At 48.1% G+C, this 16,146-nt stretch carries 3 protein-coding genes; all 3 read left to right on the forward strand.

Translation table 11 applies throughout. The features are described from left to right. Positions 1 to 316 precede the first annotated feature (316 nt). From MSG38_RS11365 to MSG38_RS11375, 3 genes are read left to right on the forward strand one after another with little or no spacing between them, the layout of a single operon-like run. Positions 317 to 8,158, forward strand: coding sequence for a type I polyketide synthase (locus MSG38_RS11365; protein ID WP_248401886.1), 7,842 nt, complete (start codon positions 317 to 319; stop codon positions 8,156 to 8,158). Next, on the forward strand, positions 8,158 to 10,206 hold the full coding sequence (locus tag MSG38_RS11370; protein ID WP_248401887.1) for a PfaB family protein: 2,049 nt from the start codon (positions 8,158 to 8,160) through the stop codon (positions 10,204 to 10,206). Before MSG38_RS11365 ends, MSG38_RS11370 begins: the two co-directional genes overlap by 1 nt. Further along, entirely contained in the window at positions 10,203 to 16,115 is a 5,913-nt protein-coding gene (locus tag MSG38_RS11375; RefSeq protein WP_248401888.1) for a beta-ketoacyl synthase N-terminal-like domain-containing protein, read from the forward strand. Before MSG38_RS11370 ends, MSG38_RS11375 begins: the two co-directional genes overlap by 4 nt. Positions 16,116 to 16,146: the final 31 nt, after the last annotated feature.

Here is a 16,146-nt window from a genome sequence, read left to right on the forward strand (position 1 = left end):
GGTAGCCTGCTCAACCATTAAACAAATTCACACGTTTTCATTGCGGATACCTGCTTTGCATAAAGCAGTACTTTGGACAGGATTTAAATGGACATTAACCTCACATTCGAATGCCCTCTTCTCGCATGAAAAACGTAATCAACCCCTGCAAGTCACTGTACTTCGCACCCCCTATTTCAGTCAGGTGGCCGACTTTCGGTAGCCTTACTCTTCAGCTGCGTTTGCCCAAATCTGTCTCAGATTTATTTTCGATTTATTTAAAAGCGCAGCCTCAAAACACGACATCGCCCTCAGTGATTTCAAGTGGAGACTCATAATGAGCCAACCCGAAAAAAATACACCGGAATCAGTCGACGACACTCGACTTAATAAACGCCTAAAAGACATGCCAATTGCTATCGTTGGTATGGCAAGCATGTTTGCGAACTCTCGCTACCTAAACAAATTCTGGGATTTGATCAGCGAAAAGATCGATGCAATTACCGAAGTGCCTGATACGCACTGGCGCCCAGAAGATTACTACGATTCAGATCGTACTACGCCAGACAAGTCTTACTGTAAGCGCGGCGGTTTCATCCCTGAAGTTGACTTCAACCCTATGGAGTTCGGCCTTCCGCCAAATATCCTAGAACTGACAGATACTTCACAGCTGCTTTCTCTGATCGTGGCAAAAGAAGTACTTGAAGATGCGAAACTTCCTGAAGGTTACGATCGCGATAAGATCGGTATTACACTCGGTGTAGGCGGTGGTCAGAAGATCGCTCAAAGCTTGAATGCTCGTCTTCAATACCCTGTTTTGAAAAAAGTATTCAAGAGCAGTGGCATCAACGACGAAGACAGCGAAATGCTGATCAAAAAGTTCCAAGACCAATACATCCACTGGGAAGAGAACTCATTCCCTGGTTCATTGGGTAACGTGATTTCAGGTCGTATCGCTAACCGCTTTGACCTTGGTGGCATCAACTGTGTGGTAGACGCTGCGTGTGCAGGTTCTCTAGCCGCAATGCGCATGGCACTGAGCGAGCTGGTTGAAGGCCGCAGCGAAATGATGATCACAGGTGGTGTGTGTACTGATAACTCGCCAACCATGTACATGAGTTTCTCTAAAACACCTGCATTTACCACCAATGAAACCATTCAACCTTTCGACATCGACTCAAAAGGCATGATGATTGGTGAAGGCATCGGCATGGTTGCTCTTAAGCGCCTTGAAGATGCTGAACGCGACGGCGACAGAATCTACTCAGTGATTAAAGGTGTCGGTTCTTCTTCGGATGGCAAGTTCAAGAGTATTTACGCACCTCGCCCTGAAGGACAAGCAAAAGCACTAAAACGTGCTTACGATGATGCTGGTTTCGCACCGCACACGCTTGGCCTTTTAGAAGCGCACGGTACAGGTACAGCTGCGGGTGATGTTGCTGAATTTGGCGGCTTAAACTCGGTATTCAGTGAAAACAATGAAGAGAAGCAACACATTGCGTTAGGCTCTGTGAAATCTCAAATTGGTCACACCAAATCAACTGCGGGTACTGCAGGTTTAATCAAAGCTGCATTAGCACTGCACCACAAAGTACTGCCGCCAACGATCAACGTATCGGCTCCGAATCCTAAGCTGGATATCGAGAACTCACCGTTCTACCTAAACACACAAACGCGTCCTTGGATGAAACGTGTCGACGGCACCCCACGCCGTGCAGGTATCAGCTCATTCGGTTTTGGTGGCACTAACTTCCACGTTGTATTGGAAGAGTACACACCAGAGCACGCTCGCGGTGACAAATACCGTCAGCGCCAAGTGCCACAAACACTGTTATTCAGCGCAGAATCTCGTCAAGCACTGATCAATGAACTAAAACAGGTTTCAACTCAAGCGGCAGATGCTGCGTTCAAACTAGAAGCGCTTGCTGAGCAACATGCTCTACGCGAAGTTAACGCTAAGTACGCTCGTATTGGTTTAGTTGTCACTGACCAAGCAGACCTTCAAGCGCAACTGACTCAAGCGATTTCTATGCTTGAGAGTCAAACCAAAACACATTGGCAGATGCCAAACGGTACTAGCTACCGTGAGTCAGCACTGATTGCTGAAAACGGTGCGGGTAAAGTAGCGGCGCTATTTGCAGGTCAAGGTTCGCAATACCTGAACATGGGTCGCGAGCTTGCTTGTCATTACCCTGAAATGCGCCAACAGCTTGCTCAAGCGGATCAAGTATTTGGTCAGCACAAGAAAACGGCTCTGTCACAAATTCTGTTCCCAATTCCAACCTTCACACCAGAAGCAACCAAAGCTCAAGAAGCGGTGTTAACCAACACGGCCAATGCGCAGAGTGCGATTGGTACTGTGTCTATGGGTCAGTTCGACATCATGACTCAAGCAGGCTTCAAAGCAGACATGGTTGCAGGCCACAGCTTTGGTGAGCTAAGTGCACTATGTGCATCGGGTGTTATCTCGCAAGACGATTACTACCAGCTAGCTTTCGCTCGTGGCGATGCGATGGCTGCGACACCTGAACAAGGTGACAGCGGTACTATGTTTGCGGTCATCCTAGACGCAGACAAACTTCCAGCCGTTGAAAACTGTATCAGCCAATTCGAAGGCGTGAGTATTGCCAATTACAACGCTCCGACTCAACTGGTTATTGCAGGTCCAACTGCGACGGTTCAACAAGCAGCACAAGCGCTAACAGAACAAGGCTTCAAAGCAATTGCTCTGCCTGTTTCTGGCGCGTTCCACACGCCGCTTGTTGCCCACGCTCAAAAACCATTTGCTTCTGCAATTGATAAAGCTTCATTCAGCGCTCCAACGCTGCCGCTTTACTCAAACGCAACAGGCAAACTTCACAGCAAAGACGCTAAAGCGATCAAGAAAGCGTTCAAGCAACACATGCTGCAATCGGTTCGTTTCAGCGAGCAAATTGAAGCGATGTATGAAGCAGGCGCGCGCGTATTCGTTGAGTTCGGTCCTAAGAACATTCTTCAAAAGCTGGTTGAGAAAACATTGGCTGATAAGAACGAAGAACTTTACGCAATCAGCATCAACCCAAGCCCTAAAGGCGACAGTGACCAACAACTTCGCTTAGCTGCGGTTCAACTGTGTGTGGCTGGTGTTTCATTAGACAACATTGACCCTTACCAAGCTGACATTGCTGAACCTGCAAAGGCATCACCAATGAACATCAAGCTGAATGCAACCAACTACATCAGCCCTGCTACTCGTAAGAAAATGGATCAATCATTGGCTTCAGGCAACGTCACCGAAAAGACTGAGATTGTTGAAGTGAAAGTTGAAGTCGAGAAAATCGTGGAAAAAGAAGTGATTAAAACAGAAATCGTTGAAGTACCTGTGGCTGCTCCTCAAGCTTCAAATGTACAACAGTCAGCTGCTCCAGCACCAAGTGCACAAGTAGCAACAGCAGCGCTGCAACCTCAAGTGACACAAACTGCACCAGCGACTATTCAGCCAGCAGCTCAAGTAACGGTTGATGAATCTTCACTGCAATCGTTCTTCAATGCTCAACAACAAGCAGCAGAAGTACATCAGCAGTTCCTTGCAATTCCTCAGCAATACGGTGACACGTTCAACACCCTAATGTCTGAGCAAGCGAAAATGGCAACAGCAGGCGTAGCAATTCCTGAGAACCTACAGCGTTCTATGGAGATGTTCCACCAGCACCAAGCTGAAACGCTAAAAGCCCACGCTCATTACCTAGAGATGCAAGCGCACAGCAACAGCTCTGCACTTAATATGCTGACGCAAGGTTCCGTGCAAACGGCACAACCAACCTTCGTTGCGCCAGTCAATGCTCAACCAGCGATTCAAGCTCCAGCGGCTCCAACAGCTATCGTTCAACAGCCTGTAGCTAAAGTGCAAACTGCTCCTGTACAAGCGGCGCCAGTTCAAGCTGCACCGCTTCAAAAGACAGCAACTCAACAAGCTCCAGTCCAGAAAGCCGTTCCTGCACCACAAGTAGTGGCTCAAGCAGCAGCACCTGTTGCAGCTCAGCCTGTGCCAGTTAAAGCGAAACCGGCTCCTGTGGCTGCGCCAGTAGCAGTACAAACAGCCGATGCTGAAAAAGTGATGCTAGAAGTGGTCGCTGAGAAAACAGGTTACCCAACGGAAATGCTTGACCTAGAAATGGACATGGAAGCAGACCTTGGTATCGACTCAATCAAGCGCGTAGAGATCCTTGGTACCGTTCAAGACGAAATGCCAAACCTACCTGAGCTGAACCCTGAAGATTTAGCTGAGTGTCGTACTCTTGGCGAAATCGTTACTTACATGAACAGCAAGATGCCTTCTGGAGTTTCAAATAATGAAGCTGCACCAGTTCAAGCAGCTGCTGTAGCTAATGGTCTTGATGCGAAAGTCGTTCAACAAACCATGCTAGAAGTGGTTGCTGAGAAGACAGGTTACCCAACGGAAATGCTTGATCTAGAAATGGATATGGAAGCAGACCTTGGTATCGACTCAATCAAACGTGTTGAGATTCTTGGTACGGTTCAAGATGAACTGCCTACTCTTCCAGAGCTAAACCCTGAAGACTTAGCTGAGTGTCGTACTCTTGGCGAAATCGTTGCTTACATGAACAGCAAGCTTCCAGCGTCTGCACCAGTTGCAGCACAAACTGAAGTAGTGGCGCCAGCAGCAGCTAACAACGGACTAGATGCGGCTGTCGTTCAAAAAACCATGTTAGAAGTAGTCGCAGAGAAGACGGGCTACCCGACTGAAATGCTCGACCTAGCAATGGACATGGAAGCTGACCTTGGTATCGACTCAATCAAGCGTGTTGAAATTCTAGGTACAGTTCAAGACGAGCTACCGACTCTTCCAGAACTGAACCCTGAAGACCTCGCTGAGTGTCGTACTCTAGGCGAGATAGTCGACTACATGAACAGCAAGCTTCCAGCTTCTGCTCCAGTAGCGGCTCAAGCATCTGCACCAGTACAAGCAGTATCAAACGGTTTAAACGCAGAACAAGTTCAAAGCACAATGCTGAGCGTAGTGGCTGATAAAACAGGCTACCCAACAGAAATGCTCGACCTAGCAATGGACATGGAAGCAGACCTTGGCATCGACTCAATCAAACGTGTTGAAATTCTAGGTACGGTTCAAGACCAGCTACCAACGCTGCCAGAGCTGAACCCTGAAGACCTAGCTGAGTGTCGTACTCTGGGTGAAATCGTTGCTTACATGAACAGCAAGCTAGGCGCTAATGAAGCTCCTAACGCAGCACCTGTTTCAGATTCAGTTGTAGAAAGCACGAGCAACGACCTAAACCCTGCTCATGTTCAATCAACCATGATGGAAGTGGTTGCCGACAAAACAGGTTACCCAGCAGAAATGCTCGACCTAGCGATGGACATGGAAGCAGACCTTGGTATCGACTCTATCAAACGCGTTGAAATTCTAGGTACAGTTCAAGACCAACTACCAACGCTGCCAGAGCTAAACCCTGAAGACCTAGCTGAGTGTCGTACGCTTGGTGAAATCGTTACCTACATGCAAAGCAAGCTATCCGCTGCAGCACCCGTAGCGACTCCAAAAGTTGAATCAGTAACGCCTATCGCAGAAACAGCGACAGCGGAACTTCCTCCACACAATGAGGTAGCGCTAAAAAAGCTACCAGCGGCAGATAAACTCGTCGATTGTTTCTCAAAAGACGCTTGTGTCGTGATCACAGATGATGGTCACAACGCTGGTGTTCTAGCAGAAAAGTTGACCGCTAACGGCATCCAAGTTGCTGTAGTGCGTAGTGCTCTTTCTGCCGCGTCACCTTTAAACAGTGAAATCGCAAGCTACACACTCAACAGCGTCGATGATGCGGGTGTGACTGCAGTTATTAACGACATCGAAGCAGACCTTAAAACGTCGAACAAAGTGATTGCTGGCTTCATTCACCTACAAGCTATCGTTGATGCAAAACAAAGCAACGAGCAAGCGGTTAACTTGAATGCAGACTCAAGAGCTTCGCTAACCACAGCGTTCTTATTCGCGAAGCACCTAAATGGCCAATTGAATGCCGTTTCTGGTCGCAGTGTGTTCTTCACGCTAAGCCGTATCGATGGTGGCTTTGGTTACCTAGATACTAAGCAATTAGCGAATGCAGAACTCAACCAAGCCGCGCTGTCTGGCCTAACGAAGACACTGAGCCATGAATGGTCAAACGTGTTCTGCCGTGCATTGGATGCTGACGCTTCTATTGATGCTCGTCACCTAGCGGAAGCTATTACTGGCGAACTGTTCGATATCGATACCAACACGGTTGAAATCGGCCTTAGCCATGCGGAAAACGGTGAATCTGGTCGTGCAACATTGATTGCTGCAACACCAGGCGCTGCACAAACCAAAAACGCAGGAGCTCAACTCACCAAGAGCGACAAAGTTCTGGTGACGGGTGGCGCTAAAGGCGTGACGTTTGAATGTGCACTAACACTTGCTAAGCAATGTAAGTCTCACTTCATTCTTGCAGGTCGTAGCAAACACATTACATCACAAGAGCTACCTCAATGGGCTCAAGACAAGCAAGAGAAAGAGCTAAAACCAGCAGCTATCGCTCACCTACAAGCAACAGGTGACAAACCAACACCGAAAAAAGTTGATGCTCTGCTAAAACCGGTATTGAGCAGCCTTGAAATCAACGCAGCACTTACTGCTTTCAACAAGATTGGCGCGAGCGCTGAATACCTAAGCTTAGATGTGTCGAACCATGAGTCAGTAGCGAAAACGCTGGCAAACTTCGACGACATTACAGGCCTTATCCACGGTGCAGGTGTACTGGCTGACAAACATATTCAAGATAAAACGCTTGATGAGCTGAACATGGTTTACGGCACGAAAGTGGGCGGACTAGAAGCCGTTCTTGGTGGTCTTGATAGCAGCAAGCTAAAACTGATTGCGATGTTCTCTTCGGCGGCGGGTTTCTACGGAAACACAGGCCAAAGTGATTACTCAATGTCTAACGAGATCCTAAACAAAGCGGCTCTACAACTGTCAGCTCGTAACCCTCAAGCGAAAGTGATGAGCTTCAACTGGGGACCGTGGGACGGCGGCATGGTCAACGCAGCACTGAAACGTATGTTCACAGAGCGCGGTGTTTACGTAATTCCTCTTCAAGCGGGTGCAGAGTTGTTTAGTTCTCAACTACTGAACGAAACTGGTATTCAACTGCTGGTTGGCACGAGCATGCAAGGTTCTGACAACAAGGAAGCTGCTGTAAAAAAGCTTAATGCGGAGTCTGTGCATCTTGCAGAGAGTCCGCTGAATACAAGCATTACTGTGACACGTCATCTTGATCCAAAGGCATTGCCTTTCATTCAAGATCACTGCATTGCCGGTAACCCAGTGTTACCGACAGTGTGTGCCATCCAATGGATGCGTGAAGTCGCTGAGCAACTGTTAGGGGTGAACGTTAGCGTTCACAACTACAAACTGCTGAAAGGTGTGATTTTTGATACTGATGAAGTGCAAGAGCTAACGCTTGTCTTGTCTTCAGACGCTAAATCAAAAGATCAGCTAAAAGCAGTGATCAGTTGCCAAGGGCGACCACAGTATCAAGCTCAGTTGCAAGTTGCCTCTGTGCAAGTGTCTGAAGATGTTCAACAAGCGTCAGAAAAACGCTTTGCAACCAACACTTCAGCACCTGTAACAACGGCACAAGCTCTATACAGTGACGGTACTCTGTTTCACGGACCAAGACTGCAAGGTATTACCTCAGTTGAACGCTTTGACGACTTAGGCTTATTGGCTCAATGCCAGTTGCCTCAGATTGAAAACAGCGACTGCGGATCATTTATTCCTAAGCAAGGCTTTGGCGATAGCCAACCATTTGCTGAAGATTATCTGTTGCAAGCCATGCTGGTATGGGCTCGATTGAAATACGGCGCGGCAAGCCTACCGTCTGCAATCGGTGAGTTTGTTTGTTACGCACCGATGCACAATGGTGACCAAGGTTGGCTAGAGCTGAGCGTGATAAAAAGCACGGCTCGTTCACTGCAGGCTGATATCTCGCTTTACCACCAAGATGGTCGTTTAAGTGCGGTAATGAAAGGTGCCAAAGTCACCATCAGCAAGAGCTTAAACGACGCATTTTTGCCGAAGTCTAGCTCTGCAGTATCAAAGAAAGAGGCGACTAAGAACGCAGAAAAGGAGCAATTGTCATAGTGACTGTTCCTACTAATAAAGCGATGCCATTGCGCATCGCTCTTTTAGCTCAGCCAGCAAACGCGGCTGAGCTTTCTGCCGACTTATCACCTTCGCTTCCAGAGATAGTTACTGTTGTGGTTGATGGCAATTTTAATCAAGCACTTACTCAAGCAATTGAGGCAGTCCATCAAGGTAGTGCTGTTAAGCTCTGTTTGGATCATCACTCTCCATCATTGGTGATGTTGAGTGCACTGACCGCGGCTCAAAACAAGATTCACCCACACGCTTATCTAGCGAGTTTTGTAGATGCAGCTACCGAAGATAGCGTTCAGCTTTCTCTGGATATTGCACGCCGCCCCGCTTCAGATTTAAGCCATCAACAACAATACTCAACCCTATCTGCTTCGCAGCAGTTTAATGAGTTGTTGAATATGATTGAGGCAATATCGCGCCGTTCATTGCCAAACCATTCTTTACCGGGCCATTATTGGTTCACTGAGCCGAACAAAGCACGTGTTGCTGCGTTAACTTTCAATGACGATAGCCAAAAAGCCACCAGTCTGATATTGACTCAAGCGACCGGTTTGCACGAACCAAAGCCCTTGCTATCCAGCGAGCGTTTGATGTTTGTGGTTTCAGGCAACGAACAAGCTGAATTGGCTTCTCAGTTGGCCTCACTAAGAGAAGAGCTTAAATGCGTTAGTGATTCGGCAGACCGTGAACTCGCTATCGCCACCTTGATACATTCAAACCTAAGCCACTTTCAAAGCGTTCAGCACAATGCTGGCCTTAGCGCGAACGTCGTGATTCAGGCAGCTTCAGTTGAGGCTGCATTGCAAGAGATCACAGCGCTAGAAAATGCGTTGCCAAAAGTAATGGCTGACAATAGCCACTACAAAACGCCAGCAGGCAGTTGTTTCTCACCAAAGCCTCAAAGCAAAGGTGGCGTTGCATTTGTTTACCCTGGTGTTGGCACGGTTTATCCCGGTATGTTGCGCGATTTTCACCACCATTTCCCACAGTTATTTGCTCGTTTAGAACGTGAAGGTAACTTGAAAGAGATGCTGCAGGCAGAGAAAACCTACGCTGAAGACTCGCAAGAAATGTCGCTTAGTGAATTGGCAATTGCCGGTGTAGGCAGTAGTTATCTGTTAACACAACTGCTATGTGATGAATTCAAAGTGCAGCCAGATTTCGCCTTGGGCTACTCCAAGGGTGAAGCTTCCATGTGGGCTAGCTTGAATGTTTGGAAGAACCCACATGCGCTGATTGAGATGACTCAAACCAGTCCTATCTTCACCACGGCTATTTCTGGCGAACTCACCGCAGTACGTCAAGATTGGCAGCTGAACGGTGACGAAAGCATCCAATGGAATAGCTTTGTGGTTCGCAGTGATGCGAAAGCGATTGAGGCTCTGTTACCAGAATTCCCACGCGCTTACCTTGCCATTATCCAAGGTGACACCTGCGTACTGGCCGGTTGTGAAAGCACATGTCGTGCATTGCTCAAAAAACTGGGTAAACGTGGCATTGCCGCGAATCGTGTTACTGCAATGCACACTACACCAGCATTAAGCCAACATAGCCAAGTGCGTGAATTTTACACGCAACCACTGTTCGACGAATTGCCAAAGCATATCCGCTTTATCAGCGCAGCAGGTCTACCGACTGGCGCACCAATCAATATCGACAGCGACAGCATCGCCCTTTCGATTGCCGACACCTTCTGTTCGACGCTGGATTTCACCGCGTTGATTCAAAGTGCACGTCAACAAGGTGCGCGCCTGTTTGTCGAAGTAGGTGCCGATCGTCAAACCAGCACATTGATCGACAAGATCAATCGTAGCGACAACGTAGCAGACCAATACTGCACAATCGCTTCCAATGCCAAAGGCGGTGACGATATTGTCACGCTCATCAAATGCATTGGTCAGCTCATTACTCATCAAATTCCACTGTCTGTCGAGCCACTTATTCAAGGGCTAGAACAACAGATCACCACCATTAAGCAATTAAATGGTGTGTCTCAAGGCAGTGCAGTGAATCATCAAGGAGAGCTAGTATGAGTTCTCAATCGAACCAGTATCAGGCTCAAGTTCAGAACAAACAGCAAGTGAAGTGCAATAAGATCGCGATTGTCGGTATTGCTAACCAATACCCAGAAGCGGATACGCCAAAAGACTTTTGGCAAAACTTGCTGGATAAAAAAGATTCTCGAACCACATTAAGCGCTGAAAAGTTAGGTGCTAAACCTGAAAGCTATCAGGGCGTTCAAGGTGAGTCAGACCGCTTTTACTGTGACAAAGGCGGCTACATCGAAAACTTCAATTTCGATAGCAATGGCTACCGCTTAACAGCAGAATCGTTCAACGGTGTCGACCAAAGTTTCCTATGGGCTTTGGATACCAGTCGTAAGGCGTTAGTCGACGCAGGCATTAATTTAAATGCCGATGTTTTAGAGCGCACAGGCGTGATCATGGGTGCCCTTTCGTTCCCAACCACACGCTCAAACGACTTGTTTCTGCCGATGTATCACTCAGTGGTCGAGAAAGCACTTAAAGATAAATTGGCTAATGACCAGTTTTCACTGCTGCCAACCAATGAAACCGCGCAAGACCTTAATCCGATCAATGGTGCTGCAGCACATAACGCCTCTAAATTAGTGGCTGATGCATTGGGTTTAGGCAACGTGCAACTTAGCCTAGACGCGGCATGTGCAAGCTCAGTCTATTCATTAAAGCTAGCGTGTGATTACTTGAACACGGGCAAAGCCGACATGATGTTGGCAGGCGCGGTATCAGGTGCTGACCCATTCTTTATCAACATGGGTTTCTCCATTTTCCACGCTTACCCAGACCACGGTGTTTCAGTTCCGTTTGATAGCAACAGTAAAGGGCTGTTTGCTGGCGAAGGTGCCGGTGTTTTAGTCCTAAAACGCTTAGCTGATGCAGAACGTGATGGCGACAATATCTATGCAGTTGTCAGCGGTATTGGCTTGTCGAACGATGGCCGTGGCCAGTTCGTATTAAGTCCAAATAGCAAAGGACAAGTGCAAGCCTTTGAACGCGCATACGAAGCTTCTAACCTATCACCAGACAGCATCGAAGTGATTGAGTGTCACGCAACCGGCACGCCATTAGGTGACAAGGTTGAGTTAACCTCAATGGAGCGTTTCTTTGCTGACAAATTGAATGGTTCTAACCCGCCATTGATTGGCTCTGCGAAGTCAAACCTCGGTCACTTACTGACTGCGGCAGGTATGCCGGGGATCATGAAGATGATCTTTGCGATGAAAGAAGGTGTACTTCCGCCAAGTATTAATTTGGACAAGCCACTGTCTTCACCAGAAGGTTTATTTGGTTCACAGACGCTACCAACACAGGTTCAACCTTGGCCAAGTAAAGCGGGCAACCAAGAGCGCTGTGCGGGTGTTTCTGTATTTGGTTTCGGTGGTTGTAACGCACACTTACTGCTTGAAGCCTATTCAGACACCAGTCATGTAACCCAGACTTTAGAGTCGGCATCTCCAAGCCTACAAGCGTCTAATTTAAGTATTACTGGTCTCGCGTCTCACTTCGGTTCTCTGCAAAGCATCAACGCACTGAGCACTGCGATTGAAACCAACAACGATGCTTTCATTGCTTTGCCTAAGAAACGCTGGAAAGGTTTAGACCAACATCCAGAACTACTGAATCAGTTTGGTTTACACGGAATTCCAAACGGAGCGTACATCGATCAATTCGATCTCGATTTCCTACGCTTCAAAGTGCCGCCTAATGAAGATGACCGTTTGATCTCTCAGCAGTTGCTACTGATGAAAGTGGCAGACGAAGCGATCAAAGATGCCAAGCTTGTTGCTGGCCAAAAGGTTGCGGTTTTAGTCGCGATGGAAACTGAGCTTGAAATGCACCAATTCCGTGGACGCGTAAACCTGCATAGCCAATTGGCTGACAGCTTTGCCAACATGGGGATTGAGCTAACACAAGATGAATACCAATCGCTAGAAACCATCGCGATGGACAGTGTGATGGACGCAGCCAAGCTGAACCAATACACCAGTTTCATCGGCAATATCATGGCTTCGCGTATCTCGTCATTGTGGGACTTTAACGGCCCTGCCTTTACGATTTCAGCCGCTGAACAGTCAGTTGCTCGTTGTATCGATGTTGCGCAAAACCTAATGTCGCAAGAATCAATGGACGCAGTCGTGATTGCAGCCGTTGACCTAAGCGGCAGTGCAGAACATGTGATTCTGAAGAACAGCGTGAGCCCAGTGTCACTTTCTCCAAAATTCGGACAACCGCAAGACGGCAGTTGGAATGTGGGCGAAGGCGCAGGTGCAATTGTTCTTGTTGACGAGAGTCGAGTAACGACTAACCAAGATACGGCTTACGGCAGCATCAACGCATTGGCCTTTGGTTCAAGCGAGAATAACAACGCCGTTGCTGATGAGTTACTGACTCAGGTCGGTATGAGCTCGAACGATGTTTCTCTGCTTGAGCTTAACCATGCACCAGAGTCTTCATCTCATCAGTCTTCGTCTCTAAGTTTCGCGAACACAAAGACCACTCAAGCGAGTCAACGTGTTGGTCATTGCTCTGCTGCTTCTGGCATGGCAAGCCTGCTACACGGTCTGCTCAATCTGAACCTTGAGTCTCTGAATCCAAATGTCCGCTCTAAGAATGCGATTGTTGCCAACATCAGCGAAGGACAATGTTCACAGCTGCTACTGAGCCAATCGAGTGTCGAATCTCAATCACTTTCGGTTCGTTTAAACAGTGAACTGGCAAGTGATGCTAAGCGTCAATTGGTTAAACAAGTGACTCTTGGTGGACGCGATATATATCAACATATTGCCCAAACCGCAGTGACTAACTTAGCAACGATTCAGCAGAAAGCTTCTGGCAAACAAGCCGCAAGAGTGGCGTCGATTCCAACGACAGCAAGCATTCAAGCAGCCCTTGCGCAAAAAGAGTTAGAGAAGAAAGCACTAACGCAGAACACGATAGACCCAGTCATCGAAACTCCTACATCAGTATCCCCTACTCTGGCGCCAACTCGCCACAGTCAGCTAACAGGTAACCACAGCAATATGACTCATGTCCTATCCGCTAAAAATGGCGCGTCTCAAATCGACGCTAAGACGGATGCAGCATTACAGCCGTCTGTAACACCACACAACCAAGCTTTTGCTCAAAATCAGCAAGCAGCTCAACAGGTACACAAAGCATTCCTGCACACTCGTGCCCAAGGCATGCAGATGGCTGATGCGCTATTAAAAGCACAGCTAAACGCAGTGACGTCTGGTTTAGATAGCTCAGCCGAAACACCAGCTCAGGTTCAGTCAGCGCCAGTAAACGCACTTGCGACACCTGCACCAGTAAAACCTATCCGTAAACCATGTATCTGGGATTACGATGATTTGGTTGAATACGCTGAAGGCGACATCGCCAATGTATTTGGCCCTGACTACGCGATCATCGATAGCTACTCGCGCCGCGTTCGCCTACCAACCACAGACTACCTATTGGTATCTCGTGTCACTAAGCTCAACGCGACCGTGAACGAGTACAAGCCAAGCACAATGACCACCGAATACGACATCCCAGTTGATGCGCCGTATCTTGTCGATGGTCAGATCCCTTGGGCAGTGGCGGTAGAATCAGGTCAGTGTGACCTCATGCTGATCAGCTACTTAGGCATTGATTTTGAAAACAAAGGTGAGCGTGTTTATCGCCTGCTTGATTGTACGCTGACTTTCCTTGGTGACTTGCCTCGTGGTGGCGATACGCTGCGTTACGATATCTCAATCAACAGCTTTGCTCGCAATGGCGACACGCTGCTGTTCTTCTTCTCGTACGAATGTTTCGTTGGCGACAAGATGATCCTGAAAATGGATAACGGCTGTGCGGGCTTCTTCACTGATGAAGAGCTAGCAGATGGCAAAGGTGTGATTCACACTGAAGATGAAATCAAGGCTCGTAAGCTTGCGACTAAGCAACGCTTCGACCCTATGTTGCACTGCCCTAAAACCCAGTTTAACCACCAAGAACTGCGCCACCTGCTGACTGCCAACATTGCAGAGTGTTTTGGTCCAACTCACCAATCCAATCGCCACCAGCCTTCTTTGTGCTTCAGCTCAGAGAAGTTCATGATGATCGAAAAGGTTAGCCGCGTTGAACCACAAGGCGGCACATGGGGACTCGGTCTGATTGAAGGTCACAAACAGCTAGAGCCTGAGCACTGGTACTTCCCTTGTCACTTCAAAGATGACTCGGTAATGGCTGGATCTTTGATGGCAGAAGGTTGTGGTCAACTACTTCAGTTTTTCATGATGCACCTTGGCATGCACACGCTTGTTCAAAATGGTCGTTTCCAACCGCTTGAAAATGCCCCTCAACAAGTACGTTGTCGTGGCCAAGTTCTACCGCAATCGGCAGAACTGACTTACCGCATGGAAGTGACCGAGATTGGTCTAAGCCCTCGCCCATATGCGAAAGCTAATATTGATATCTTACTGAACGGCAAAGTGATTGTTGATTTCCAAAACTTGGGTGTGATGATCAAAGAAGACGACGAATGTACTCGTTACCTGCCTTCTTTAGAAACAGCTGTCGCGACCCCTGTTATCGAAAGCTTGGACCATAAAAGCTTGGGCCATACACCAGCAGTGAACCAACAGGCTTCAGCGAATGCGCCATTGATGGCGCAAATTGAAGACCTAGAAACTGCGCCAAACAAAGGCGTGATTCCACTTCAACACGTTGAAGCGCCGGTGACGCCTGATTACCCGAACCGCACACCCGATACGGTTCCGTTCACGCCTTACCACATGTTCGAATTCGCAACCGGTGATATCGAGAAATGTTTCGGCCCTGACTTCTCAATCTACCGTGGGATGATTCCACCACGTACTCCGTGTGGCGACCTACAGCTAACCACTCGTGTCGTAGAGATTGATGGCAAGCGTGGCGACTTCAAGAAGCCTTCATCGTGTATCGCAGAATACGAAGTGCCAGAAAATGCATGGTACTTTGATGAAAACAGCCACCACACATTGATGCCTTATTCGGTATTGATGGAGATTTCACTGCAGCCAAACGGCTTCATCTCTGGCTACATGGGTACAACACTGGGCTTCCCGGGTGAAGAACTGTTTTTCCGCAACCTAGATGGCAGCGGCAAAATGCTGCGTAACGTCGACTTGCGTGGCAAAACGATTACCAACGATTCTCGTCTGCTTTCAACCGTAATGATGGGCACTAACATCGTACAGAGCTTCAGCTTCGAACTGAGTACTGACGGCGTGCCTTTCTACCAAGGTACGGCGGTATTTGGTTACTTCAAAGGCGCTGCACTGAAAGATCAACTTGGTTTGGACAACGGTAAAGTGACGCACCCTTGGCACGTTGATAACAACCGCACGCCGGATGTAAACATCAACCTGCTAGATAAAACGACTCGTTACTTCAACGCACCGGTTTCTGCTACTGGTGAAGTGCAAGAGCACTACCAATTGGCTGGCGGTCGCTTGAACTTCATCGATACCGTGCAAATCACCAGTGATGGCGGTAAAGATGGTCTTGGTTACCTATACGCTGAGCGTACGATTGACCCAAGCGATTGGTTCTTCCAGTTCCACTTCCATCAAGATCCGGTAATGCCAGGTTCTCTAGGTGTCGAAGCGATCATCGAACTGATGCAAACCTACGCGCTAAACAAAGACCTTGGCGCTGGCTTCCGCAATCCGAAGTTTGGTCAAATCCAATCGGAAGTGAAATGGAAATACCGTGGTCAGATTAACCCTCTGAACAAACAGATGTCTCTGGATGTCCACATCACTGCGATTAAAGACGAAGACGGCAAACGCATCATCGTTGGCGACGCAAACCTGAGCAAAGATGGTCTGCGTATCTACGAAGTGAAAGACATCGCGATTTGTATCGAAGAAGCCCCTGCTATCGGTAGAGCTTAAGCCGCCATTAGTGACAGAGACAGAGAACTAG

It is taken from the genome of Vibrio sp. 1CM24A (genome assembly GCF_023161725.1).
In the GTDB taxonomy this organism is placed as follows: Bacteria; Pseudomonadota; Gammaproteobacteria; order Enterobacterales; family Vibrionaceae; genus Vibrio; species Vibrio coralliirubri.